This is a genomic window from Nonomuraea solani (assembly GCF_900108335.1).
GTDB classification, from domain to species: domain Bacteria; phylum Actinomycetota; class Actinomycetes; order Streptosporangiales; family Streptosporangiaceae; genus Nonomuraea; species Nonomuraea solani.
In genome coordinates this window covers 368,447-391,119 of the sequence record NZ_FNVT01000002.1, presented here as the reverse complement: position 1 = coordinate 391,119, position 22,673 = coordinate 368,447, and the positions used below count along the sequence as shown (strand labels likewise).

17 protein-coding genes and 1 pseudogene are annotated in these 22,673 nt (G+C 70.3%); 6 read left to right on the top strand and 12 right to left on the bottom strand.

Annotated features, from left to right (window positions below):
* Positions 1-104 precede the first annotated feature (104 nt).
* Genes C4V41_RS07435 through C4V41_RS07425 form a run of 3 tightly spaced genes read right to left on the bottom strand, consistent with a single transcriptional unit; the run spans position 105 to position 3,783 of the window.
* Positions 105-1,622 carry a prenyltransferase/squalene oxidase repeat-containing protein gene (locus C4V41_RS07435; RefSeq protein ID WP_200823812.1) on the bottom strand — a complete coding sequence of 506 codons (1,518 nt, stop codon included), beginning with the start codon at positions 1,620-1,622 and terminating at the stop codon, positions 105-107.
* Positions 1,619-2,440 carry a terpene synthase family protein gene (locus C4V41_RS07430; protein ID WP_103955021.1) on the bottom strand — a complete coding sequence of 274 codons (822 nt, stop codon included), beginning with the start codon at positions 2,438-2,440 and terminating at the stop codon, positions 1,619-1,621. Before C4V41_RS07430 ends, C4V41_RS07435 begins: the two co-directional genes overlap by 4 nt.
* A complete protein-coding gene (locus tag C4V41_RS07425; protein ID WP_103955020.1) occupies positions 2,437-3,783 on the bottom strand; it encodes a cytochrome P450 in 1,347 nt (448 codons plus the stop codon). The genes C4V41_RS07430 and C4V41_RS07425 overlap by 4 nt, the downstream gene beginning before the upstream one ends.
* A gap of 120 nt (positions 3,784-3,903) precedes the next feature.
* On the opposite strand from C4V41_RS07425, the gene C4V41_RS07420 reads away from it, so the two are divergent.
* Positions 3,904-4,926 carry a polyprenyl synthetase family protein gene (locus C4V41_RS07420; protein ID WP_103955019.1) on the top strand — a complete coding sequence of 341 codons (1,023 nt, stop codon included), beginning with the start codon at positions 3,904-3,906 and terminating at the stop codon, positions 4,924-4,926.
* On the opposite strand, the gene C4V41_RS07415 is transcribed toward C4V41_RS07420, so the two are convergent.
* Positions 4,919-5,863 (bottom strand): alpha/beta hydrolase, encoded by a 945-nt coding sequence (locus tag C4V41_RS07415; RefSeq protein WP_103955018.1) that lies wholly within the window; start codon positions 5,861-5,863, stop codon positions 4,919-4,921. The genes C4V41_RS07420 and C4V41_RS07415 overlap by 8 nt on opposite strands.
* Before the next feature lie 35 nt (positions 5,864-5,898).
* On the opposite strand from C4V41_RS07415, the gene C4V41_RS07410 reads away from it, so the two are divergent.
* Positions 5,899-6,828, top strand: a complete 930-nt coding sequence (locus C4V41_RS07410; protein ID WP_103955017.1) for an aldo/keto reductase — start codon at positions 5,899-5,901, stop codon at positions 6,826-6,828.
* A gap of 80 nt (positions 6,829-6,908) precedes the next feature.
* Here C4V41_RS07410 and C4V41_RS07405 read toward each other — a convergent pair.
* Positions 6,909-7,241 (bottom strand): annotated as a pseudogene (locus C4V41_RS07405) (STAS domain-containing protein); the annotation flags it as partial.
* Positions 7,242-7,380: 139 nt separating this feature from the next.
* On the opposite strand from C4V41_RS07405, the gene C4V41_RS07400 reads away from it, so the two are divergent.
* Positions 7,381-7,815, top strand: a complete 435-nt coding sequence (locus C4V41_RS07400; RefSeq protein ID WP_160150210.1) for a helix-turn-helix domain-containing protein — start codon at positions 7,381-7,383, stop codon at positions 7,813-7,815.
* Here the strand turns inward: C4V41_RS07400 and C4V41_RS07395 are convergent.
* From C4V41_RS07395 to C4V41_RS07360, 7 genes are all read right to left on the bottom strand, one after another.
* A complete protein-coding gene (locus C4V41_RS07395) occupies positions 7,812-9,323 on the bottom strand; it encodes an MFS transporter (RefSeq protein ID WP_103955015.1) in 1,512 nt (503 codons plus the stop codon). The two genes, C4V41_RS07400 and C4V41_RS07395, sit on opposite strands and share 4 nt — an antisense overlap.
* A complete protein-coding gene (locus C4V41_RS07390; protein ID WP_103955672.1) occupies positions 9,320-9,892 on the bottom strand; it encodes a TetR/AcrR family transcriptional regulator in 573 nt (190 codons plus the stop codon). The genes C4V41_RS07395 and C4V41_RS07390 overlap by 4 nt, the downstream gene beginning before the upstream one ends.
* An 80-nt stretch (positions 9,893-9,972) precedes the next feature.
* Positions 9,973-11,595, bottom strand: coding sequence for a WS/DGAT/MGAT family O-acyltransferase (locus C4V41_RS07385; RefSeq protein WP_103955014.1), 1,623 nt, complete (start codon positions 11,593-11,595; stop codon positions 9,973-9,975).
* A 144-nt stretch (positions 11,596-11,739) separates the two neighbouring features.
* The gene (locus C4V41_RS07380) at positions 11,740-12,786 is read right to left on the bottom strand and encodes a sulfite oxidase (protein ID WP_103955671.1); all 1,047 of its coding nucleotides are present in this window, start codon (positions 12,784-12,786) and stop codon (positions 11,740-11,742) included.
* 1,059 nt (positions 12,787-13,845) lie between these two features.
* Positions 13,846-14,577: a hypothetical protein gene (locus C4V41_RS07370; protein ID WP_103955013.1), complete on the bottom strand. Its 732-nt coding sequence runs from the start codon at positions 14,575-14,577 to the stop codon at positions 13,846-13,848.
* Positions 14,578-15,645: 1,068 nt separating this feature from the next.
* Positions 15,646-17,325 (bottom strand): DNA polymerase/3'-5' exonuclease PolX, encoded by a 1,680-nt coding sequence (gene polX / locus C4V41_RS07365; RefSeq protein WP_103955012.1) that lies wholly within the window; start codon positions 17,323-17,325, stop codon positions 15,646-15,648.
* 86 nt (positions 17,326-17,411) lie between these two features.
* On the bottom strand, positions 17,412-18,380 hold the full coding sequence (locus C4V41_RS07360; RefSeq protein ID WP_103955011.1) for an aldo/keto reductase: 969 nt from the start codon (positions 18,378-18,380) through the stop codon (positions 17,412-17,414).
* Positions 18,381-18,719: 339 nt separating this feature from the next.
* On the opposite strand from C4V41_RS07360, the gene C4V41_RS07355 reads away from it, so the two are divergent.
* From C4V41_RS07355 to C4V41_RS07345, 3 genes are all read left to right on the top strand, one after another.
* Positions 18,720-19,817, top strand: coding sequence for a sensor histidine kinase (locus C4V41_RS07355; RefSeq protein ID WP_146103581.1), 1,098 nt, complete (start codon positions 18,720-18,722; stop codon positions 19,815-19,817).
* A 134-nt stretch (positions 19,818-19,951) separates the two neighbouring features.
* Positions 19,952-22,558: a class III lanthionine synthetase LanKC gene (lanKC, locus tag C4V41_RS07350; RefSeq protein ID WP_103955009.1), complete on the top strand. Its 2,607-nt coding sequence runs from the start codon at positions 19,952-19,954 to the stop codon at positions 22,556-22,558.
* On the top strand, positions 22,530-22,661 hold the full coding sequence (locus tag C4V41_RS07345) for a SapB/AmfS family lanthipeptide (RefSeq protein ID WP_103955008.1): 132 nt from the start codon (positions 22,530-22,532) through the stop codon (positions 22,659-22,661). The genes lanKC and C4V41_RS07345 overlap by 29 nt, the downstream gene beginning before the upstream one ends.
* Positions 22,662-22,673 lie beyond the last annotated feature (12 nt).

Sequence of the window (22,673 nt, the reverse complement as noted above, 5' to 3'; positions counted from 1 at the left end):
GACCTACGCGGATATTTCTAGGATTCGGCACCCCGGACACCCTAGCAATGCCGCAAAGCCTGCTCAAGGAGGGTAAATCATAATACGTGGCATTAAGTCCCAATTTACCGGGATTCGATTACCCGTGTCCCCAGGTGCAGCGCCGCCAGGATCGCGGCACGTACGATCGCTATAGGAGTGTAAAGGTCCTTGTCATGCCACAGTGACGGATAATCCGACATTTCGCCCGTATGCTGCAAAGACTCATGCCCTCGGGCCGCCGCCCGCTCGTACCGTTCACCGACCGTGCGCCCCCGCGCCCGCTCGGGCAGCAGCAGCGTCTGCATCGCGTACGCGGTCTCCTCCAGCGTGCCCTCCCAGCGCCCCCACGATCCGTCGGCGCGCTGCGTGTCCAGCACCCACTCGCGCGCCCTGGCCACGGCCCCGGCGTGCTCGGGGCCGCCGTGCTCGCCGAGCGCGAGCACGCAGCTCAGCGTGGCGTAGTACGGCGAGGCGTGCCACCGGTCCTCCCAGCTCCCGCCGGGCTGCTGCCGCTCGGCCAGCAGATCGGCCAGCCGGGTCCTGATCTGCCGGTACGCGCCCGCCCTGGCCGGGCCGGTGGCCGCGTACGAGCCGAACGCGTCGAGGACGTGGGCGTTCACGCTGATGGAGAAGCCGTCCTCGCCCTGCCACGTACAGAAATGTGTGCCCGTGTCGAACGCCAGCAGGCTCTCCGGATCGCGCGCCATCCCGTGCAGCGCCAGCGCGTGCAGCGCGACCGCGGTGGTGTCGGCGTCCGCGGGCAGGCCGGGGCCCGCCGGGGTGCCGCCCGGGCCGATCGCCGCCCTGAGGTCGGCCACCATCTCCGGCGGCACCTCGACGGGGATGCCCGCCCGCGCCAGCCAGGTCAGCACCCAGCCGCGTTCGAACACGGTGATGGGCAGGCCCACGGGGACCGGGCCGCCGTACCGGCTGACGACGGCCTCCAGATGGCTGCGCGCGAAGTCCGCCTCCAGCGTCGCGCCGTTGGCGAGCCAGGCGGCGGTCGCGGCGGGCGAGGCGCCGATGGTGCCGATCACCGTCGGGCGGACGGAACGCGCGCCGCCCGCCGCCAGGCCCGTCACCTCCAGCGCGTGCAGCAGCTTCTCCGGCAGGTCCGCGCCGGTCTCCAGCGCGTGGCGGACCCGTTCGACGCGGCTGTAGTCGAGGCCGGACGGCAAGGGGAGCGGCGCGGCCGCGCCGTGGGCGTTGATGAGGGTGACCAGCGCGGGGACGATCAGGTCGACGGCCGGCATGTCGGGCAGGTCGGCCACCCGGGGCAGGCACAGGTGCAGCGCGGCCAGCCCCCTCCGCGCCGCCTCCGCCGCTCGTTCCACGACATCCGCGGGCAAGTCACCCGCCGCGACGGTGAGCAGGGCCTCCGTGGCGCTGAGCGCCGGGACCAGCCCGTAGCCGTCGGGCGCGCCCCACGAGCCGTCCGGCCGCTGGGTGCGCAGCAGGTAGTCGACCCGCTCGCGGTGCCCCGTCAGCCATGGCGCCAGGGTGACGAGCCGCCCCGTCTCGTAGACCGACGCGGACACCTGCCCCCACGGCTTGAACATCAGCGTGGCCACCAGGCTGCCGGCCTCGCGGGTGACGTTCACAGTTCTCCCCAATAGTCGGAAACGCCGTAGAAGCCGGTGTTGAAGCCCAGTTGCCGCTCCAGGTACAGCGCCGTCCTGGGAGCCGTTTCCCGTAACGGGACGATCAGCGCGGCGGCCGCACGGGCGTGCCGCTCCATGCGCTCGGTCACCTCGGTCCGCCCCGCGCCCAGCGTCAGGGCGTTGGCGTCGCCCCAGCGCGCCTCCCGGTCGGAGGTCGTCAGGTCGTTCAGCAGCCGCAGGTAGCGCTGCACCTCGTCGTCCGCCTCGCGGACCAGGCCCGGGTCGGCGCCGGTGGCCAGCCAGTGCGAGAGGTTGACGAAGGCGGAGCCGCAACTGTCGGCGTTGGCAAGGTATTCGTCCAGCCCTGGGGTGGCCCCGGACTCGCGCCAGGCCCACTCCCGCTCCATTGCGGTCAGCATGCGTTCGAGCCGGTCGCACCACCGGGGGTCGCCGCCCAGGTCGTCGCGGAGCTCGGCGAGGAACGCGGTGAGCGGGCCGTCCGGGTCGTCTCCCCGGGCCACGGCCACGCAGCCGGCGACCAGCGCGGTCACCTCGTCCCGCGACGTGGCGACGTGGTCGATGAGCAGGTCGGCCGCGAACACCCACAGCCCGGCCCGGTTGACCGCCCGCAGCTCCCGCGCCGTGGCCCAGGGCGAGCCGAACGCCCCGACCAGGCCCAGCGAGTGGAAGAAGCCGGCGTCGAAGGGCTTGGCGGGGAACAGCCCGGGATACCGGGCGGCGTGCCGGGCCAGGTCACGGGCGCATTCGACACCCAGCGCGCAGGCCCTGCCGAGGTCCGCCGCCATGAGGACGCTCATCCGGACCTCGTGGGGACGAGCGTCATGGACAGTCCGGTGCCGGGCCGCAGCGTCGAGGCCAGCCGGGGGAGAACGGGGCCGTCGGCGTGCAGGACCGGCCGGTACCTGCTCAGGATCCCGGCGATCAGCAGCAGCGCCTCCATCTGGAACAGGCGCGGCCCCAGGCACGAGTGCGGTCCGGCCGCGAACGGGAAGTACGCGTACCGGTGCCGCCCGCGCCCGTTGCCCGCCGCGAACCGCTCGGGATCGAACTCCAGCGGCCGGTCCCAGAACTCGGGCAGCCGCTGCGTCAGGAACGGGCTCAGCACCACCGTGGACCCGGCCGGGATCCGTACCCCGCCGATCGTGTCGGCCTCTACCACCGTGCGGGGCAGGATCCAGCCGGGCGGGTAGAGGCGTACCAGCTCGTCCACGAACATCCGCAGATAGGCGAGCCGCGGCAGGTGGGCCATGGTGACCGGGCCGGGCCCGACCACCCGCTCGATCTCCTCGTACACCTTCGCGGCGATCTCCGGGTGCGCGTCCAGCGCCGGCCACACCCAGGTCAGCGCGGTGACGGAGGTCTCGGTGGCGGCGCCGTGGATGGCCACCATGTCGTCGCGGATGAGCCGTTCCGCGTCCGTTTCGCCGGCGCGGGCCTGGCAGAGCAGGGAGACGAGGTCGTTGGCGTGCCGGCCGCGCGCCTTGGCGTACCGGATGCGGGGGTAGACGACCTCGTCGATGGTCCTGATCGCCTGCCGGAAGGCGCTGTCGCCGGGCAGGGGGAAGCGCTGGGGTACGAAGGGGAGCAGCAGCCGGATGGAGCGGGCCGTCACGCCCGTGTCGTAGGCGGGGGCCAGCCGCTCGATGTCGGCGTCGGAGATCGTGGCGCCCAGGAACAGCCGCACGATCGTGGGGTGGACCAGGGCGGAGATGGTGTCGGCGACGTCGATGGGCCGGCCGGGCACCACGACGGTGTCGATGAGGTCGGTGACGATCTCGGCCATGCGCTCGGTCAGCGAGTCGACGTAGCGGGCGGTGAAGACCGGCTGCAGGATGCTCCGGCTCGCCGACCAGCCCGCGCCGTCCGACAGGATCCCCGTTCCGAGCAGCGGGCTCAGCGGGTCCCAGAACATGCCCGCGCGGATGTAGTTGGGCTGGTTCGTCTTGAGCACGTGCTGGACGTGGTCCGGGTGGGTGACCAGGTAGGGGCGGAACGGGCCCATGTTGAGCCTGACCAGCTCACCATTGGCCTGGTCGCTCGCCTCTTCGAAGGCGCGTAAGGGGACGCGGGCGTGCCTGGTCAGCGAACGGAGAAAGGGCTGTGTGCGGGCTCGACGGGTGGTCTCGTTGCCGAACGACACCAGACCTCCATCACATCCGTCTCACATGACGGACATTTCCTGACAAAAGTTAAGCTTTCCGTGGAGTATCACACGACTCTCCGTGTAAATTCAAGATCGTACTAACGTAGGAGAGCGCGCATGGACCTCGGCCACCCGGCTCCCGTACGGCCCGGCGGCGAGGCCATCGCCCGCGTCCGGAGACTCTTCGACCCCGCGCTCCGCGACGCCGTCTCCGTCCTGCACCCCTGGGGAGCGCGGATGGCGGCGTTCACTCTCGGGTGGTCCGACGTCGACGGACGGTCGCACGACGACGGCGGTGGCAAGGGCCTGCGGCCCGCGATCGCCCTGCTCAGCGCCGAGGCGGCCGGGGGAGAGGCCGAGCCGGCGCTGCCCGCCGCGGTGGCGGTGGAGCTCGTGCACGCCTTCTCGCTGGTGCACGACGACATCATCGACAACGACGAACGGCGCAGGCACCGCGACGCGCTCTGGAAGGCGTACGGCGTCGGGCCCGCGCTGCTGACCGGCGACGCGCTGCTGGCCCTGGCCGTCAGCCAGCTCGCCGCGCGGCCCGACGCGATGGGCTATCTGTCATCGGCCCTCGTCGAGCTCGTCCAGGGCCAGACCGCCGACATGGCCTTCGAGCACCGCTCGTGGGCCGGGCCCGACCGGGTCTCCACCGCCGAGTACGTCGAGATGGCCGCGGGCAAGACCGGCGGCCTGCTCGGGGCGGCCGCGGCGACGGGCGTCGTCATGGGCGGCGCCCCGGAGCTCGCCGACCGCATGTGGGAGATGGGACGAGATCTCGGCGTGGCGTTCCAGATCGTGGACGACATGCTGGGTGTCTGGGGCGATCCGCACGTCACGGGCAAGCCCGTGCACAACGACCTGCGCCGCGAGAAGAAGACGTTTCCCATCCTCGCCGCCCTGTCCGCGCGGTGCACGGCCGCCCGCGAGCTGTCGGCCATCCTCGTGTCAGGGGCGACGGACGACGACTCGGTACGGCGCGCCGCCCGCCTCGCGGAGGAGGCCGGCGGCCGGGCGGCGGCGCAGGCCCTGGCCGAGCGGCACCTGGCGGCGGCCATGGACGTCATGGACGCGCACCTGCCGGCCGCCGACGACCTCCGCGCGCTGTGCGACTCCCTGGTGCACCGGGTCAACTGACCCCGATGGCCTTCATGAGCATCGGGTACGCCCGGTGCAGCTCCCGCTGCCAGTACGTGTGATTGTGCCCGCCCCGGTAGAAGTGGGTCCGCACCGGAATGTCCAGCTCCTTCAGCCGCCCGGTGAACGCCCTGGCCGCGCGGTTCGCCAGGTCCTCCACCAGGTCGCCCTCACCGGCGGCCACGTACAGGTCGACGCCTTCGAGCCGGTCGGCCAGGTCGTAGGGGTTGTGCGCGCGCCAGACGTCGCGCTGCTCCTCGGGGTCGCCCCAGACGCGTTTCCAGTCGGTGCCGAAACAGCCGATCGTGGTCCCGGCCATCACGGCCTGCGGGACGCCGGGGGCCAGAATGTGCACGGCGCCGCTGAACGAGGCCGCCGCCTCGAAACGGCCCTTGGCCGCGTACAGCATGGCGCCCTGCCCGCCCATCGAGTAGCCCGCCACGGCGCGCCGGTCGCCCGCCCGGTAGCGGGATTCGAGCAGCGGCAGCAGCTCCTTCAGGTGGTAGGTCTCCCAGCGCGGCGGCCCGCCCGCGCCGCCGTTCCACCAGTCGGAGTAACCACCGCATTTGCCGCCGTCCGGCATCACGACGAGCACGCCGCTGTCGCGCGTGAGCGCCTCGACGTCGGTCTTCGCGGTCCAGGACGTCTGATCGTCCAGCCCGCCGTGCAGCAGCCACAACACCGGCCAGCCGGTACGCGACTCCCAGCCGCGCGGCAGCAGCAGGCGGACCTTCGTGGTGGCGCCGAGCGCGGCCGACCTGATCGTCAGCTCCATCCTGCGCTCGTCGAGCCGCCGCTCCGTCACCAGCGGGGACGACGGCCGGGGTTCCGGCCGGGGCTCATCGGGGGTATCGGGCAGGAGCACCACCACGCCGAGCACGAACAGCCCGCCGGCGACCAGCGCTCCGACCAGGCATCCAGGTAACCGGGGCCGCATCGAGCCTCCCTTTTGGCTGCGCGGATAATAGCGGGATGAGATCTATAGGCACCACGGACCTGTCCGTTTTCCCGATATCGCTCGGCACCAACGTCTTCGGCTGGACGGCCGACAAGGAGACCTCGTTCGCGGTCCTGGACGCCTACGTCGAAGGCGGCGGGAACTTCCTCGACACGGCGGACGTGTACCCGTACTGGGCGACCGGCGAGTCGACCTCCGAGACGATCATCGGCGAGTGGATGGCCGAGCGCGGCAACCGCGAGTCGCTCGTGCTGGCCACCAAGGTCGGCATGCTGGAGGGGCTGAAGGGGCTGGCCCCGGCGACGATCAAGACGGCGGTCGAAGACTCGCTGCGGCGGCTGCGTACCGACTACATCGACCTCTACTGGGCGCACGTGGACGACCACGACACGCCGCTGGTGGAGACGCTGACCGCGTTCGACGCGCTGGTCAAGGAGGGCAAGGTGCGTTACGTCGGCGCGTCCAACCATGGCGCGGCGCGGCTGGCGGAGGCGCTCAAGGTCTCCGACGACGAGGGGCTGGTCAGGTATGTGGCGTTGCAGCAGCCGTACAACCTGGTCGAGCGCGACTACGAGGGCGACCTGCGGGACGTGGTGGCCCGGGAGGGGCTGACCAGCACGCCGTACTTCGGGCTGGCGCGCGGGTTCCTGACCGGCAAATACGCGCCCGGCGTCACCGTGGACAGCCCTCGGGCGGGGATGGCGGCCACGTACCTGGAGACCGAGCGCGGGCCGAAGACGCTGGAGGCGCTGGCGAAGGTGGCGGCCGGCCACGAGGCCGCGCCGGCGGCCGTGGCGCTGGCCTGGCTCGCGGCCCAGCCGACGGTCACGGCGCCGATCGCGAGCGCGCGCAACGTGGAGCAGTTGCGGCCGCTGATGGAGGCTTCGGCGCTGACGCTCAGCGCCGAAGAGCTGAGCCTCCTGGACGAGGCTTCGTCCCTCTAGGTCAGGTTGTGTCCCTTGCACCACTCCTCGACGGTCCCGGACGCGCCCTCGGCCGCGCTCACCCAGTGCGGGTCGGCCTTGATCGCGTCCTGGACCGAGGAGTGGGAGGGGAACACCGCCGTGAGCCCGGTGATCCGGAAGATCTTCGTGATCCGGTCCGTGTTCATGACCAGCGCGAGCGAGCCGTCCTGCGAACGGAGCCGCTTCAGGCCCCCGACCAGCACGCCCAGGCCGGTGGAGTCGAGGAACTCCACGCTGCTCAGGTCGGCGACGACGTGCACCACGCCCTTGGCCGCGAGGTCGACGATCTGCTCGCGGAGCTTGGGGGCGGTGAACACGTCGACCTCTCCGCCGACTTTGATCACCGCGCAGTCGCCGGCCGGTCCGAGCACCTCAAGGACGATGTCCTGCATCTCGCGCCTCACCATCGGCCACATGTCATTGGCCATATTGACGGGGAAATCTGTACATTTACACTACTGCCCGGAGCGGCGGCTTGTCAATCGCTGACTGTCGGCGTCATTGTGGGGAATGACACGAGTGGGGGATGGGATGAGGGTCGAAGAGGCCATAGGGCGGCAGATCGCGCGTTTGCGGGCGGAGCGCCGGATGTCGCTGACCGAGCTGGGCGAGGCCCTGGGCGGCTACCTGGACCGGCCGTGGAGCCGTCAGGCCGTGCACCAGGCCGAGCGCGGCCAGCGCTCTTTCACGGCGGCCGAGCTGACCGCCCTCGCCCTGGTCTTGGACACCTCCGTGCCGGCGTTGTTCCGCGCCGAGGACGACCCGATCGAGCTGCCGGGGCGGGCGGTGCCACGTGAGGAATATCGGGGGATTCTGCTCAACCGGGAGCGGGACATGCCGCTCGACGGGGTGGAGGAGCTGATCGTGGCGTTGCACGACATCGGTGAGGTGCTCTCCAGGCCCGCCCTGGCCCGCCTGGCCAGAATCGGCCGCGTGGCGGAACAGGTGGCGGGCCCGGAGGGCTAATGTTCTGAGAGTACGTCGAGGTCGCGTGGGGTGAGAAACCACACCGCCAGCGCGCCCGCCAGCACCAGCGCGGCCCCCGCTCCGCCGGTCAGGACCAGCGAGTCCGTGAACGCCTGCCTGGCCTGCTCGGCCAGCTCTCCGGCGCCCAGCTCCCTGGCCGCGTCGAGCGCCCCGCCCAGACTCTCCTGTACGACGCCGGCCGCCGGACCGGAGTACTCCAGCTCCTGCCGGTAGACGGCCGCCGCGACGCTGCCCAGGACGGCCACGCCGAGCGCGCCGCCGAGCTCGTAACTGGTCTCCTCGAGGGCCGCCGCGCTGCCCGCCTTCGCGGCGGGCGTACCCGACATGATGGCGGCGGAGGCGATCGCCAGCGCGCCGTTCCCGGCGCCGATCAGCACCAGCGCGCCCGCCACCGGCCCGTAGCCCAGCGGGCTCGGCGCCAGATAGAGCAGCAGGAACCCCAGCCCCGTCAGGGCCAGGCCGCCCGCCAGCACCGCGCGGGCGCCGATTCGGGCCGCCAAACCCGGAGCCAGGGGAGAGGCGACGATGGCGGCCAGCGCGGCCGGCAGCAGGCGCACGCCCGTCTCCAGCGGCGCGTACCCCTGCACGAGCTGCATCCACTGGGCGAGCAGCAGCAGCACCGCGGCCATCGCGATCGAGGTGGTCAGCGCCGTGATCACGCCGGCCGTGAAGGGCGCGCTGCGGAACAGCCTGACCTCCAGCAGCGGATCCGGCCTGCGCAGGCACCGCACCACGAACCAGCCCAGCGTCGCCGCCGCCAGCATGGCCGCCAGCAGGGCGCCGGGGGAGGTCAGGCCGTACTTGCCGATGTTCTTGACCGCGTACAGCAGCGCCACCATGCCCGCCATCGACAGCACCGTGCCCAGGACGTCCCAGCGGCCGGGGTTCGGGTTTCTGGACTCCGGCAGCAGGAACAGCCCGGCGGCGATCGCGATCACCATGACGGGCACGTTCACCAGGAATGCCGCGTGCCAGCTGAAATGCTCCAGCAGGAACCCCGCCACGATCGGTCCCAGCGCGGCTCCGACGGCGGCCATCGCCGCCCACACGCCCAGCGCCTTCGCGCGCTCGCCGGGGTCGGTGAACAGGTTTCTGATCATGGACAGCGTGGACGGCATGATCATGGCGCCGCCCACCCCGAGCAGGGCCCGCACGGCGATGACCTCCAGCGGGCTCCCGGCCGCCAGCACCGCCATCGAGGCCACCCCGAACACCGCGAACCCGGCCATCAGCATGCGCTTGCGGCCCCACCGGTCGCCCAGGGCGCTCACGGTGACCAGCAGGCCGGACAGCACCAGCGCGTACGCGTCCACCATCCACAGCAGCTCGATCGAGCCGGGCCGCAGATCCTCGGAGATGGCCGGCAGGGCGACGTTCAGCACGGTCATGTCCATGACCACGACCAGCACGCTGGCCGACAGCACGGCCAGCCCCGCCCATCGCCGCCTCGCCGAGACGGGCGGTGTGGGTGTGTCGGTGATCGTCATGACGTCTCCCTTCTTTCCGCCGTGCCGTGCAGGAAGGTGTCCACGAACAGGCGGGCCACGTCGCGGCGGGCCACGTCGCCGCGTCGCAGGCTGTCTCGTACGCTGACGAGCAGGCCGAACACGACGTTGCCCACCCAGCGGACGGGCAGGTCGGAGCGGAGCAGGCCCGCGCGCTGGGCGGCGGCGTAGAAGGCGAACTCCCGCTCCTCCATGGCGTCGGCGCGGCGTTTCAGGTCGGGGTGGACCGCCATGGTGTGGTCGGTCAGGCCGAAGCCGTACTCGTCGGCCATGTCGGCGAACGCGGCCATCAACGAGGTCATGGCCCGCTCGATCGCCACGGGGTCGCCGGAGGCGGTCGCCTCGTCGAGGCCGCAGGCGATCTGGGCCCGCTCCCACTCGTCGTGGGCGAGGTGCGCGAGGGCCACCATCAGCTCTTCGCGGCTGCTGAAGTGGCGGTGCAGCGTGGCCCGGCTGATCCCCACCGCCTCGGCCAACTGGGCCATGGAGGCGACCGGGTTCTCATTGAGGTGCTGGATCGCCGCCTTCATGATCTGTTCGCGGCTCGTCATGCTGTACACCTTCGTATCGTATGAGACAACTTTGTCTCATACGATACACGAATGAGTCGCCCGTGCGTCGAGAGGGTTCTCTAGCCGGCCACCAGATCTACGCCGGCACCGTCGCGGAACTCGTCGCTCACGCGCTCGTCCAGCAGTTCGTCGAGGGCCGTGCGCAGGTGGCGCATCAGGCTCCACACGTCGTCCACGCGCTCGGGGCAGGCCACGATGCCGAAGTCGAGCATGCCGTCGTAGGAGAAGCAGGTGATGTTGACGCCGCCGCTCAGGTCGGTCAGGACGGACATCGGATAGTACGAGAGCACCCTGCCGCCGCACAGATACAGCGGGAACTGCGGGCCGGGGACATTGCTGATGATCAGGTTGATCGGCGGGCACGCCAGGCCCGCCAGCCGGAAGATCGCCGGCGTGGCCAGACTGGTGACCGGGGCGGGCAGCAGCGAGCACAGCTCGCTCAGCCAGGTCGCCGGGGCCAGCGCGAACCGCCGCTTGGCCTGGCCCATCACGTGGCCGACGGCCTGCAGGCGTTCCATGGGGTCGGGGATGTTCGTGGGCACGGGGGTGACCATGGCGGAGATCTGGTTGCCCACCAGGTCTTTGGCCTTCGCCGTACGGACTGCCACGGGAACGGCCACGATCAGCGGCTCCTCGGGCAGCGCGTCCCGCTCGCGCAACCACGAGCGCAGGGCGGAGGTGCACAGGGTCATGACGACGTCGTTGACACTCATGCCGTTGACCTTGGCGACGGCCTTGACGTCCTTGAGGGACAGCGACCCGAACGACAGGTGACGGCGGGCGCTGATGGGACCGTTGAACGGGGTGCGCGGGACGGCGAGACCGGGCAGTTCGGGACGCCGCTGCCGATCGCCGGCGACCACCCGGGCGGCCCTGGCGATCAGCTTCGCCCCGGGAAGGCCCGCTACCAGGGGGATGGCGTCCAGGTCACCGGCCGCGTTGACGACGGCCCGGACGACGCGCACGGGGTGGGTCACGCTCTGCACGGCGGCCCCGGCCAGCATCCCGATCAAGCCGGGCGCGGCCTCCTCGGGGTCGGCCCCCCTCTCGCACGGACGCCCCTCCTTCCCCCGCTGCCCACCATCCTCCCGACCCAAGCCCTTGGCTCCGCCCTCTGCCCCCACCTCACCCTCTGCCTCCGTCTTAACTGCCGCCCCAGCCGCGCCCTTTCCACACGCTCTGCCCCCAACGTCACCATTCCTCGTGCCGGCCGGGTTGAGATCGAGAAGAGTGGCAAGCGTCTCCGCCCCCGAGATGCCGTCGATGGCGGCGTGATGAACCTTCGTATAGACCGCCACCCGGCCGCCGGGCAGCCCATGGATCACATGCATCTCCCACAGCGGATGCGCCCGGTCGAGCCTGCGGGCGTGGATCTCCGCCACCGCCTCGGCGAGCTGCCAGTCGTTCCCGGGCGCGGGCAGCGTCAGCTCGAACAGGTGGTTGTCGATGTCGAAGCCCGGATCGGCCACCCAGTAGGGCCGGTCGAGCCCGAGCGGCACCTCCGCCAGTCGCAGGCTGAGAGCGGGCGACAGGTGGAGCCGCTCCAGCAGGAGAACCGCCAGCGCGTCCCGGTTGACCGAACCGTCCGCCGAGTCGAGGAGCGCCAGCCCGGCGACGTGCGCGGCGGTGGTCGCCGTCTCGACGTTGAGGAACTGGGCGTCGAGTGCGGTCAGCTGGCGCATCGGCTCTCCTTTTTTCCCGTGGTCTCGGCAGCATCACACGAGGGGATTTCCGGAAGGTTTCCGCGCGAGTCTTCCAGATGAATTCAGGCGTACCGTTCCGCCGATTAGAGAATGGCCAGCTCAGCCGGGATCGGTGACATTTGCCTATCCATTGACCACGTGAATGGGATGTTGCACGACCGCGTCGAAATGATATCCGAAGGGATGCCGGGGCGTGACCAGGGGCTGCGTGGCGCCGGTCTCGTCGGTGGCGCGTGCCATGAGGAAGCGCGGGCCCGTACGCCGGGGCGCCCATGCAATGTGCCATGGCAGCCACGCGCTGACCAGGTGCTGCCCGTGATGTTCGGCCGCGCGCCAGCTCATGCCCTCGTCGAAGCTGACCTCGACCCGGACGATCCTGCCCCGCCCCGACCACGACCGGCCGCGCAGAACGTGCGGCCCCATGACGGGCAGGCGCGCATTCCAGGCGAGCTCGAAAGCGCTCTTCACCGGTTGCGTCGTGACGTCGCGGTAAAAGACCGTGTTCCAGGGAGTGAAGAGCTCTCTCGTTGACACTTCAATGTCGCCGAGCCATTTGATCGACGCAATTCCCACCCATCCCGGCACCACCAGTCTCACCGGAAATCCATGGTCGGGCGGAAGCGGTTCGCCGTTCATTTCGTACGCGACCAGGACGTCGTCCATGGCCTTGGCGATCGGGAGCGGACGGCGTACGTGCCCGTAGCCCTCGAACGGCGCGTCGAGCCCGGTGGGCAGCACGTCCACGGCGCCCGGGAGCACACCGGCCTCCTTGAGCAGATACCGCAGCGGCACCCCACGCCACCGGGCCACCCCGATCGCACCCAGCCCCCATTGCGTACCGGGAGCGCCGTCGTGCTGCTGCGTCCGGTAGAACCGCCGCCCGTTCCCGGCGCACTCGATCGCCACATCGAACGTCCGCGACGGCATGGCCCGCAGATCCTCGTAACCGAACACGCGCGGACATCGCACCCCGTCACCGTGGATCCGCAGTTGCCAGGTGGTCACGTCGATGATGGGGGTGGTGGTGTGGTTCCGTACGAAGAACCGGTCGGCCGGGGTGTGGTACCCGAGCCCCGACATGGCTTCCCAGCGCATCTCGGCACTGTTGCCATGCACCCTGAACAGGTGATCGGGCAGCGGCTTGATGATCGTCGCCATGGCCTGCTTCATGGACATCACCTCCTAGTACCTATTTCCTACCTGTAAACCATTTAATCTCCTCCCACTGCCCCCGCGCACGCTTCCTTGCCGAAATCTGCAAGACCATCAAAGGAACGTTCCAACCTCAGTCCACCCCTACCCACCCCGCCCAACCACCCAACCGCCTGCCATCACCTCACCCACCGACCTGATCGGACGCCTGCTTCTTCCACCGACTGCCGCACCAAGCGAGAGCGCACCCCCAGTCGACCCTCCAACCGCGACCTCCAAGCCCATCGCCCCGACCAGCCGCAACCGCCGCTCACCGGCCCCGAACGGGTCCCGCTTCGCTAACCGATGCCGCACCAGGCGCGACCCCGCCACACACCACCCCCACCAACTGTGACCACCTCACCCACCGCCCCAAGCGGGTTGTCGAGGAGGAAGATGTGGGCTGTGGGTCTCGTGATCGGCTCGGATACCGGGGCGACCCTAACGCCGGTCCCTGCTGGAAGCACGCAGTGAGCGGTGAACTCACTGCTGAAGTGCGCGGCGGTGAGTAGCCAACTCATTGCTGGCGTGCACGGCGGTGGGTGATCAACTCGCTGCTGGAGGTGCAGTAGCGGATGGTCAACTCACTGCGCGGCAGAGGGTGGTCAACCGCTCGTTTGCTCGTGCCCGCGCCATTCCTGGTGGCCGTGGCGTCGCGATTTTGAAGTCCTGGAAAGTATTGCTCACCACGCTGCGCTGCTGCCCACACCATGACTGTGCTCGTGCAGGTGGTGACTATCGTGCCGGCGACCGGCGACCGGCGACCGGCGACCGGCGACCGGCGACCGGCGACCGGCGACCGGCGACCGGCGACCGGCGACCGGCGACCGGCGACCGGCAGTTCGCGGTTCGCGGCTCGTGGTTCGCGGTTCGCGGCTCGTGGCTATCGTGCTGGCGAGTGGCGAGTGGCGGGCGTTTAGTCATGTGGGGAGGCGTGGCCGCCCTCCGCGAGGCTCGGACGTGGGTGGGAGGGGCGTGATGATGCGGTCGAGGATGTGCTCCAGCCTGCACCGGTCACGGTGGTGGGTGGGAGTGGGGTTAGGAGAGGTGGACGATCGAGGAGAAGGGTTCGCCGGCGTTGAGGCGGTCGATCAGGGAGAGGAGGCCGGTGCGGCCCTGGTTGTCGCGGAGCCAGCGGGTCACCTGGCAGGCCGACTTGGCGTAGGTGTTCGTGTCCTTGCTTGCCGTGCTCAGCCACTGCTCCAGGGTCACTGGCAGCGGGTTTGTCGGGGCGGACAGGCAGCGGTCGGAAGCGGACTCGGGGGCGAGGTAGCGGGGGTCGTTGGCGACGACCACGGCCAGGCCCTCGTCGAACCATTGCGGGATCTCTGCGCCTGACGTCAGCCGGGTGTGGAGTTCGACGTGGGACATCTCGTGGGAGGCGATCGCCGCGTTGATGCCCTTGGGGGAGAGCATCACCGAGCGGTTGAGCACTGCTATGCCGCGTTCCTTTCCGCCGCCTATGCGGGTGTAGCAGGGCTCGGTCAGGCAGATTAAGAGGGTGGGGGAGCTGGCGCGGGAGCCGTAGAAGGCTGCGATCAGTTCGCGGGACTGCGTTACGGTCTGTCTGACCTGGGACTTTTGCTGGGCTGACAGGCCGTCCTCTGTGTAGACGCCCTCCTCCAGTTCGGTGAGGCCGTAGCAGCCGGGGCATGTGGTCGCGGCTATGGAGGGATATGCCACGGCGATCCCGGCGACGGTGGCGACCAGCAGGGCCGCCAGCACGGCGGTGATCCGTGCCCACAGTTTGCGTGATCTCGGTGGCTGCATGTTCGGGGGTCTCCTTGGGAGGTGGGTGGCGGGAACACTCTTTCGTATTGTTCGTTGGGGCACATCCACCCTGGGTTTGTCATTCTCGGGGTGGATGGGTGGGGCGTTCGTGTTGGCCCCGTGTGGGTTGATGCCCGTGTGCGTTGATGCCCGTGTGGGTTGATGTCCGGGTGCGGGGTGCGGGGTGCGGGGAGAGGGGAGAGGGGAGAGGGTCGTGGGTTCCGGGGAGTTCAAGGGCAATGGCGCGTCAATGGGTGGCTCTGGTGGGGTGCCGGGGGTCTATGGCAGGGCGGGGCAGGGCCAAGGGTGGGGCAACGTGTGAGGTTATGTGGCGTTAAGTCTGGATTTGGGAGCAGGGGCTTCTTCCCGATGTATGTTCCGCCGGAAGGGGATCTGCTCATGGGAGTCGCCACCACTGTCTCCGCCGCCGCGCTCACCCTCGCCGCTCTCACCCCGGCGAGCGCCCAAGCCGCCGCCCAAGCCACCGGCCTGGCTTTCGCCGGAACTACCAGCGCGGCTTCCGCCGGACCCACTGGCCTGGCCGCCGCTGGAGGTGTGATTCGAGCCTCCGCTGGAGTCGGTGGCCCGGCCGCTGATGCAGGTGTCGCCCAAGCCGCTGCCTCCATCTCCGCTGGAAGCGCCATCCGAGCCTCCGCTGGGGTCGGCGGTCCAGTCGGTGCTGAAGGCGCCGCTCAAGCCGCTGCCCTGATCTCCCCCGAAGGTGCCGTTCGAGCCTCTGCCGGCGTCAGTGGCCCGGCTTCCGCTGGAGGTGGCATCCGAGCCTTCGCCGGAGGCGCCGGTCCGGTTGCTGCCGGAGGTGCCGCCGAAGGCGGTGCCCTGTCCCCGACCTGCCGTTACGTTCTCGCGACGGATCACCCCGCCCCGGTCAGGGAAGGGCCGGGTAAGAAGTACGAGGCGGTGGGTGAGTTGCCCCCGTCCGACGAGCCGGTCCGTGCCACCTGTGCCTCCAGAGGTCGTGGGCCCGAGCACTGGGTGCGGCTCAAGAGCGGGGATCACAAGGGCCACTGGGTCTGGCGTGATCGGCTCCAGCCCTGGAGTGGGTGAGCGTCAGCGGCCCAGGAAGGCCAGAAGCCGGTCGAGGGGCCAGGTGTTGATGACGTCGTCGGTCGTCAGCCACGCCCGCTGCGCGATCCCCACCCCGAACCGCTGGTTGCTGAGGTGCGGGATCGCGTGCGAGTCGCTGTCGATCGAGAACTTGACCCCATGGTGCTTGGCCAGCCGCACCAGGTCGGATGGCAGGTCCGAGCGGTCGGGGAAGGAGTCGATCTCCATCGCGGTGCCCGTACGGGCGGCCGCGCGGAAGACGGCCTCCCAGTCGGCGTCCACGCCGTCGCGTTTGCCGATCTTGCGGGTGGTGGGGTGGCCGATGATGTCGACGTAGGGGTTCTCGCAGGCGGTGATGAAGCGGCGGGTCATCTCGTCGCGTGACATCCCGAAATGGGAGTGCACCGACGCCACGCACACGTCGAACTCCCGCAGGACCTCCCCGGGCCAGTCCACCGAGCCGTCGGGGGCGATGTTGAGCTCGGTGCCGTGCAGGAGGCGCATGTCGGGATATTTCCCTTGGAGCTTGGCCACCTGGGAACGCTGCTCCAGCGCCTTGTCCAGGGTCATGCGCTGCATCGCCAGATCGGGCGCGTGGTCGGTGACCGCGTAGTAGGCGTAGCCACGGGCATGCCCGGCGGCGACCATGTCCTCCAGCGAGGCGATGCCGTCCGTCAGGTCGGTGTGCGTGTGCAGGTCGCCCTTGAGGTCGGACAGCTCCACGAGCGTGGGCAACTCGCCCCGCAGCGCCGCCTTGACCTCTCCGCCGTCCTCACGCATCGGCGGCGGTACGTACTGCATGCCGAGAGCCGCGTAGATCTCCTCCTCGGACTCGGCGGCGATCACCCGATCACCCTCGAACAGCCCGTATTCGGACAGCTTCCAGCCCTTCTTCACCGCCATCTCCCTGATGGCGACGTTGTGCTCCTTGGAGCCGGTGAAGTATTGCATCGCCGCGCCCCACGACCCGGCCGGCACCACGCGCAGGTCCACCTGGATGCCGGACGTGGTGCGGATCGAGGTCTTCTTGTCGCCGGCGGCGATGACCTCGGCGACGTAGGGCTGGGCGCGGAAGTCTTCCATGATGGACTCGGGCGCCACCGCCAGGATGTCGATGTCGCCGATCGTGTCCTTCATCCGCCGCAGCGACCCCGCGTACGCCATCCGCTCGGCCCGCAGCGACCCCATCACCTGCTCGGCCAGCGACATGGCCACGCCGACGTGCACCCGGCGGCCGGCCTGTTCGAGCTGCTCGATGCCCTTGAGCAGGTTGGCCAGCGTCTTGGGGCCGAGGCCCTTGACGCCGTCGAGGCGGCCCGAGGTGATGGCCTCGCTCAGCGCCGTGGTGGAGTCGATGCCGTAGTCTTCGAACAGCATGATCGCCGTCTTCGGACCCAGCGTCGGCACGCGGGTCAGTCGGCGCACGCCCTCGGGCACCCGCCCGCGCAGGTCGTCGAGCTGGCGGAAGCTCCCGCGCTGCAGGAACTCCTCCATCTTCTTGGCGATCGCCTCACCCACGCCGGGCACGCCGCGCACGTCGACGATCGAGATGTCCTCGGGGAACCCGGCGATCGCCTTGGCCGCCTTCTGGTAGCTCCGCACCCGGAAGGCGTCGCCGCCGCAGAGCGCGAACAGCTCCGCGTATTCCTGCAGCGCCGCCGCCGCCTCCTCATTTGCCCGCATGCGAATACCTTAGGGTGTCGCTCCGACAATCCGGCCGACCGGCGGAGGTCGTCTCAAGAGGTCCAGGCCGTAAGAAGCGGAGGCCCTTAGAAGCGCACCTCGCGCGACCGGTACGGAGCCTCCAGGAAGGCCACCTCCTCCTCCGACAGCCGCACCGACACGGCCGCCACCGCGTCGTCCACGTGCCGGTCCTTGGTCGCCCCCACGATCGGCGCGGTGACCCCGGGCTTGTGGAGCAGCCAGGCCAGCGCCACCTGAGCGGCGGGCAGTTCGCGATCCTTGGCCACCTGCGCCACCCGGTCGAGGATGAGCTTGTCGTTCTCGGGGTCGTACAGGTGGTCGATCCGGTCGTCGGACCCGGCCCGGGTGGTCGTGGCGGCACTGCCCGCCCTGGCCAGCACGCCCCGCGCCAGCGGGCTCCACGGGATCACGCCCACCCCCTGGTCGGCGCAGAGCGGCAGCATTTCGCGCTCCTCCTCCCGGTAGAGGAGGTTGAGGTGGTTCTGCATCGAGACGAACCGCGTCCACCCGTTGGCCTCGGCCACGTGCTGCGCCTTGGCGAACTGCCAGGCCCACATGCTCGACGCCCCGATATAGCGGGCCTTGCCCGCCTTGACCACCTCGTGCAGTGCCTCCATGGTCTCCTCGATGGGGGTCTCGTCGTCCCATCGGTGGATCTGGTAGAGGTCGACGTGGTCGGTGCCCAGCCGCCGCAGAGAGGCGTCAATGGCGGCGTGTACGTGCTTGCGCGACAGGCCCCGCTCGTTGGGGCCCCGGCCCATCGGGAAGTAGACCTTGGTGGCCAGCACGTAGTCCTCGCGCCGGGGGAAGATCGCGCGTAGCGCGTCGCCGGTCACGACCTCGCTCTCGCCCTGGCTGTAGACGTCGGCGGTGTCGAAGAACGTCACGCCCGCGTCGGCGGCCCTGCGGATGATGGGCTCGGCCTGCTCCAGCGGCAGCGCCCACTTCTGCCTGCCGGGGTCGCCGTAGCTCATCATGCCCAGGCAGATCCGGGAGACCTTCAAGCCGGTGTTACCAAGTCGCATGTAATCCATGGCGTTCAGCTTATGAGGCGGCCCCTGGCTCGGTCGCGCCGCCCGTCTTGAGCCCCCGGGAGGAGGCACGACCGTGGTGCCGCATGTCAAGGGAGCCGGCATGGCGGCCCACGAAGGCCCACGAAGGCAGGGGCTGAGCCCGCAACCGCCCGGAGGTCCTGTTGACCATGGGGCCGACGGGGAGTCAGGGCTGTCCAAAAGCGGAAACGACCTTTACACGGCAGGGCCGATCGGGTCGATTAGAGGAACGTTGCAAAACGGGATGAGCTTTGGCAACGCGGTGATCCCGTCGATCCGAAGCACACCGGGGGTGAGGTGGAGGACACACGCCGTGGAGTGGTGTCTAGGGCGCGCGCGAAACTCGAAGGCTCCCCATGGGTGGGCGGCCTCGGTCTGGCGGCGGGGATCATCGGCCTGGCGGTGCCGGTGTCCGCCGGGCTGGTGGAGTCGGGGCGGGCGATCGAGGGCACGGTGACGCTGGTCGTCCTGCTGGCGCTGCACCTCAGGTTCGTCACGGAGCTGCCGAAGCGCCGGGCCGGGTCGTGGTGGATCGTGGCCGTGCAGGCGTGGCTGACGTACCTGCCGCTGACGGTGTTCGGGGCGGCGTGGACCCCCGTGTGCGGGCTGCTGGCCGGCGCGCTGCTGGTGATGGCGGGCCGGATCCGCTCGATCGTGCTGGCCCTGCTGGCGCTGGCGTGCGGTCCGGTGGTGCTGGCGGCGCCGGAGGCGTCGATGATCCATCCGCTCTGGGCGATCGCCGCCCCGCTGGTCGGCGCGGCCGAGTTCGCGGTGGTGACGCTCGCGAAGCGGGCCCGTGAGCTGACCGAGGCGCGTACCGAGGTCATGCGCAAGGCCGTCGCGCTCGAACGCCGCCGCTTCACCCGCGACCTGCACGACCTCGTCGGCCATCGGCTCACGGTGCTGGTGCTCAAGGTGCAGCTCCTGGAGCGGCTGGTGGAGGAGGGGGACGACAAGGCGCGCGCCGAGGTGACCGAGACGCTGCTCCTGCTGCGCGATCTGTCCGCCGACGTCCGCGCGGTGGCGCACGGCCTGCGCAGCTCCTCGCTGGCGCCGGAGCTCGGCTCGGCCCGCTCGCTCCTGGAGTCGGTACGCGTCCGCTGCCAGATCAAGGTCTCCTGCCGCGACCTGCCGGAGGAGGTGGAGGAGGCCCTCACCCACGCCCTGCGCGAGGGCGTCACGAACGTGCTGCGGCACGCCGAGGCCCGCCAGTGCTCCATCCACCTGGTCGAACGCGAGCGCCTGGTCCGCCTGACGATCAGGAACGACGGGGTACGCCCCCCGCGCCGCCCAGGCGACGCCGGCCAGGGCCTGCTCAACCTGGCCGAGCGCGTCTCGCCCCTCGGCGGCTGGCTGGAGGCCACCTCGTCGCGGACCGGTCAATTCACCTTCAGCGTGTACGTCCCACGAAAGAAATAAATGTCACCCCAACCATTGTGAGATCATCACAAATGAAAATTGAATAGCCATGTATGGTCCATGCGGTATGTGACTAGTGGCCCGGCCTCCGGCGCGGCAGAGTCAAGGGACACCGCCCAGGAGGTTCCCGCCAAATGGATAAGTACGAGCTCTACTGCCTTGTTGACCCGTGTTTCTACGACTCTCTAGAGCACAGCACGGCCGCTGACGCCGACTTTTCCATATTGCGCACCCCGTTGCCCGCAGGCTGGTCCAGCGCGCTGACCGACACCTGGTGTTATTTCGCGCCGGACAATGAGCCGCCACTTCCCGCACAGGGCTGGAAGATTCACGTGTCGGCCCGGGTGGAAGACGCGGAAAAGGCGATCGCGGCCGTATGGGACTACTGCCTGCCGCGCGGTATCGCCTTCAAGTTCCTGCGCGGTCTCCCCGTGCTCGTCATGGTGAACTCGAAGGCTGCCTCCCGCGCCTCCAGCGGCAAGTTGATCACCATCTACCCGAGGGACGAGGGCCAGCTCGAACTCGTGCTCAAAGAGCTCGACGAGCTCCTGCGCGACGTCCAGGGCCCGTACATCCTCAGCGACCTGCGCTACGGCGACGGCCCCCTGTTCGTCAGGTACGGCGGCTTCGCCGAACGGCACTGCCTGTCCGCCGCCGGCGAGCGGGTGCTGGCCATCGAGGACGGCACCGGCACGCTCATCCCCGACGTCCGGGGCGCCACGTTCTCGGTGCCGCCGTGGACGACGCTGCCCGCGTTCCTGGAGCCACAGCTCGCCGCCCGCAACGCGGTGACGATGGGCGGGCTGCCGTACGAGATCGAGAGTGTCCTGCACTTCTCCAACGGCGGCGGCGTCTACCTGGGCCGCGACCAGCGTACGGGGGAGCGCGTGGTGCTCAAGGAGGCCAGGCCGCACGCCGGGCTCGACGCGGCCGGACGCGACGCCGTCGCCCGCATCGAGCACGAGCGCGACATTCTCGACCGGCTGTCCGGCCTGCCCGCGGCGCCCGCGCTGCGCGACTACTTCACGCTGGGCGAGCACCACTTCCTCGTCATGGAGTTCGTGGACGGCGCGCCGCTCCAGCGGCGGCTCGTGCAGCGCTACCCGCTGACCCGCGCCACCTGCACCGAGCGGGACCTGGCCGAGTACACCGAGTGGGCGGTCGAGACGCTGGAGAGCGTCGCCCAGGCGATCGCCTCGCTGCACGAGCGCGGGGTCGTCTTCGGCGACCTGCATCCGGACAACATCCTGCTGGCCGACGACGGCCGGGTGGCCCTGATCGACTACGAGGTCGCCACGCTCGCCGGTGACCGGGCGCGCGCCGCGCTCGCCCACCCCGCCTTCGCCCCGCCGGCCGACCGGCAGGGCGTGGAGATCGACCGGTACGCGCTGGCCTGCCTGCGCCTGGGCCTGTTCGCGCCGCAGTGCACGATCATGCTGCCGCTGCACCGCGCGAAGGTCACGCACCTCGGCGAGATCGTCAAGGAGACGTTCCCCGTCCCCGCGACCCTGATCGACGACGCCGCCCGGACGATAGCGGGCCGACCGGAACAAGACGATGCCGCCCGGACGACAGCGGGCCGATCGGACCAAGACGAAGCCGCCCCGGTGCCCCTGCCGGGCACGGCGGACTGGCCGGAGCTGCGCGCGGCCATGGGCCGGGCGATCCAGGCCACCGCCACCCCCGACCGGGACGATCGGCTCTTCCCCGGTGACGTGGCCCAGTTCCAGCCCGGTGGCGGGCTCAACCTGGCCTACGGCGCGGCCGGCGTGCTCTTCGCCCTCGCCGGCGCGGGGCTGGGGCCCTTCCCCGACTACGAGCGCTGGCTGCGCGTGCGGGCGCTGCGGCCCGCTCAGGGGTCGGGCCTCGGTCTCTACGACGGCCTGCACGGCCTCGCCTACGTCCTGGACCTGCTCGGACACCACCAGGACGGCCACGACCTGGTCGAGATCTGCCTGCGCGAGAAGTGGGAGGCCCTGGAGTCGGCGCTGTTCTCCGGCCTGTCCGGCATCGGGCTCAACCTGCTCCACTTCGGCCGCACCGACCTGGCCCTGCGCGCGGTGGACATCTGCGCCGGGCGGCTCGGCGGCCAGATCTCCGACGTCAGCGGCGGCACCCATCCACGGGCCGGCCTGATGCACGGCTCGTCGGGACCCGCGCTGCTGTTCGTGCGCGCCTACGAGCACACCGGTGACCAGGCACTGCTCGACCTGGCGGCCGTGGCGCTGCGGCAGGACCTGAAGCGCTGCCGCCACTCCGAGGACGGCTCGCTCCAGGTGAACCAGGGCTGGCGGTTGCTGCCGTACCTGGACGAGGGGTCGGCCGGGATCGCCCTGGTGCTGGAGCGCTACCTGCGGCACCGGCACGACGAGGAGCTCGAGACGGCGCTGGCCGAGCTGCGGCTGGCCGGGCGCGCCGGGTTCTTCGTGCAGTCGGGCCTGTTCACCGGGCGCGCCGGCATGGTCGCGGCGTTCGGCGCCGGCGAGCCGGACCTGGTGAAGGGACTGAGGTGGCACGCGCTGCCGTACGGCGGGGGACTGGCGTTCCCCGGCGACCAGCTGCTGCGCCTCTCCATGGATTTCGCGACTGGAACGGCGGGCGTGCTCTTCGCCCTGAACGCGGTGCTGGGCGACCGGCCCTGCCGACTGCCGTTCCTGGAGGCCGCGCCCGAGCGGCCCGTCCGCACCTACACGATGGAAGGAGGTGTACGACATGGTACTTCTCGACCTGCAGGGTCTTGAGGCTCCCGCGGCCAGCGACGTGGCCAGCGGAGGCAGCACGCTCACGGTTCTCTCATGCCACTCCGGCAAGCCCAGCAACCTCAGTGTCGCTCTTTGCCACTGACGCGTGATACCT